The sequence below is a fragment of the Corynebacterium sp. HMSC077D03 genome, assembly GCF_001808545.1.
Lineage (GTDB): Bacteria > Actinomycetota > Actinomycetes > Mycobacteriales > Mycobacteriaceae > Corynebacterium > Corynebacterium simulans.
Genome location: NZ_KV793692.1, coordinates 1,328 through 3,943, shown reverse-complemented (window position 1 = coordinate 3,943; position 2,616 = coordinate 1,328). Strand labels below are relative to the sequence as shown.

The 2,616-nt window shown below is 52.0% G+C and carries 1 protein-coding gene and 2 pseudogenes; 2 read left to right on the top strand and 1 reads right to left on the bottom strand.

Annotated features, from left to right (window positions below; all coding sequences use genetic code 11):
- Together rplF and HMPREF2888_RS07595 are read left to right on the top strand one after the other, a co-directional pair.
- Positions 1–154 (top strand): annotated as a pseudogene (gene rplF / locus HMPREF2888_RS07600) (50S ribosomal protein L6); the annotation flags it as partial.
- A 50-nt stretch (positions 155–204) separates the two neighbouring features.
- Positions 205–914, top strand: a pseudogene (locus HMPREF2888_RS07595) (IS6 family transposase).
- Positions 915–1,214: 300 nt separating this feature from the next.
- Here the strand turns inward: HMPREF2888_RS07595 and HMPREF2888_RS07590 are convergent.
- Positions 1,215–1,940 (bottom strand): hypothetical protein, encoded by a 726-nt coding sequence (locus HMPREF2888_RS07590; protein WP_235590991.1) that lies wholly within the window; start codon positions 1,938–1,940, stop codon positions 1,215–1,217.
- Positions 1,941–2,616 lie beyond the last annotated feature (676 nt).

Sequence of the window (2,616 nt, the reverse complement as noted above, 5' to 3'; positions counted from 1 at the left end):
CTACACCATCAAGATGGAAATCTTCGGTGTGGGTTACCGTGTGCAGCTCAAGGGCCAGAACCTGGAGTTCGCACTGGGCTACTCTCACCCAGTCCTGATTGAGGCGCCTGAGGGCATCAAGTTTGCCGTCGACGGAAACACCAAGTTCTCGGTGCTGTTGCAAAGTTGGGGCAGTAGAAAGACCGGCGTGAAATAATCAGAGCCATGGGCATCTTCTCCGGTCGGCATTTCCCCGTGACATCATCCTGTGGGCGGTGCGGTGGTACTGCCGCTACGGCGTGAGCTACCGCGACCTCGAAGAAATGATGACCGAGCGGGGTGTGCCAGTCGATCACACCACGATCTACCGCTGGGTGCAGAAATACGCCCCTGAGCTGGATAAGCGCACTCGCTGGTACCGGCAGGTACCCGACTGGCAGGCCCAGTCCTGGCGGGGGGATGAGACCTATATCCGGGTCGGCGGCACGTGGTGCTATCTCTACCGGGCTATTACCGCCGGTGGGCAGACCTTAGACTTCTACCTCTCACCAAAACGGAATGTGGCTGCGGCCAAGCGTTTCCTGGCCAAGACGCTGCGATCGAATACGACAGCCGGGTCCCCGCGGGTCATCAACACCGACAAGGCACCAGCTCTGGCCAAGGCAATATCCGAGCTGAAGGCGGAGGGAATCTGCCCTCAGATGGTGGAGCACCGGCAGGTGAAATACCTGAACAACGTTCTCGAGGGAGATCATGGCCGACTTAAAAGAATCCTGGGACCGAAGGGGGCGTTCAAAAACCGAATTTCCGCCTACCGGACGTTGAAAGGGATGGAAGCGATGCATTCATTACGGAAAGGTCAGGGCACGATGTTTGCTTATGGGCACCCCAATCCGGACGCGGTGATCGTCAACCGGGTCTTCGAGACGGCCTGAGAACGCCGGCACGCAGCGGCCATCAGGAAATGAGAAACTGGGTCGTCTCGGCTCTCCGCCCAACTTTGCAACAGCACCTTCGTTCTCTTAGTGAAGTGCTGGCCATTCTCGGAGGTTCAACCGGTCGCACAATCACGTTCATGATCGTCGTCTCTGAGAGTTAATCTGCGACGCTGCAGGGGATGATAGGTTATGGGCTTTAAGTTAAGTTGTATTTTTTTTGAAAAGGTGTAACCTAGTGAACGTCAAGCCGCAAGGCAAATAAGCTCTGGCCCTCAGTTGAACTGGGGGCCATCTTTTTTATAACAATGGGGATTGTTTAAGCGCCTGGGGGATCCATTTTTCGTTTCGGAGCCAGATCCCTAGGTCTTCGTTTATAGCTTTGGCAATTGTCACGCAGTCTTGGTGCGTTCTGCTGACAGCGTCAGTGTCTTTGATAAGTGGACGTCTGTGGGTGGCGCGGTTGCGGATATCCTTCACCGCCATTACGCGTTGTTGAAAATCTACTCTATCTGGGGAATTTAGATGGGGAGCGAACGCTTCATTCCAGAGAATCACGCGTGCATTATTTTCGCGAGCGTGTTTCTTTGGCAATAGGTGGACCCAGTTTCCAAAGGTTAGTCCTGCCACGTAATCGTCATGTGTTGGAATTCCTCCGACTGTTTGCGTGTGGGCGTATTCTTTCAGTGCCGTACCTTCGGAAGGGATAACTAACTCTTTCAGCTTTCCTTCGGGGTTGGTTAGCCATTCGGGGGAGCCATTTTGTGGTGATTTACTGTTCCATTGAGCTAAAGCCCGATCTATAAAATTTCGGAGCAAAACTTCAACTTCGCCTGTCGTTCTATCTACAACTGATGCGAGATATCCGTTCCATAGGTACAACTCAGCCGCCAAAATAATAATTCGTTGTTCAGTCTCGGCATGTTTTTTGGCGATGTCTAAGTAGGTCTGTCTTCTTGGGCGGGGAAGTGCGTCGACGATTCTGTGCGCATCAGTGTATGTAAGAGGGTTGGTATAGAGATTCATGACATAACCTTTCGTAGAAATACTTTCTAATCTTACGGCAAGGTTATGGGGGTGATAACACTCCTCGCAAGGGGTAATTTTGGGAGTTTCGATTACAGAAATCCGTCGAGCAGAATGGGTGCTAGAATGAAAAACATATATTTTTCATTCTAGCACCCATTCTGCTCAATAGCAAGTTGAACCAGCTAAATGTGACTAGAAACACATTTGTGGCGATTCTCGTCACACCCGCATGCGAACGTACTAGAACACCTTTCCATGCTTCACTCCAAGTTCAGTGCTAAAATCGCCCAGTTTTGAAACAGTGCCGAGCTGGTGTGTACCTGGTTTGGCAGCGCAAGTTTCTGGTGTCAAAAATGGTGGATCTCCAGGAGTCTCTCGTGAAGCGTCCTCCTTATATACAGTGGGCATACTGCCGTGTATATTCATGCCCACCAGCGGATGAGGTAGTCGCTTTCCTCCGGCATGGTTTGCATAGTGTGGGTGAACATGCCCGCGAGTGAGGCGTCCGCCGTGTGCTTCTTCTCCATGCTCAGAGGTTGCTTGTCCTGGTGCTGTTGCAAAATTGGGGTAGTAGGAAGATCGACGTGAAATATTCACAGCCATGGGTATCTTCTCCGGTCGTCACTTCCCCCGTGACATCATTCTGTGGGCGGTGCGGTGGTACTGCCGCTAC

Coding starts and splice junctions, on each gene's coding strand:
- HMPREF2888_RS07590 (WP_235590991.1), bottom strand. CDS start 1,940: ATGAATCTCTATACCAACCCTCTTACATACACTGATGCGCACAGAATC.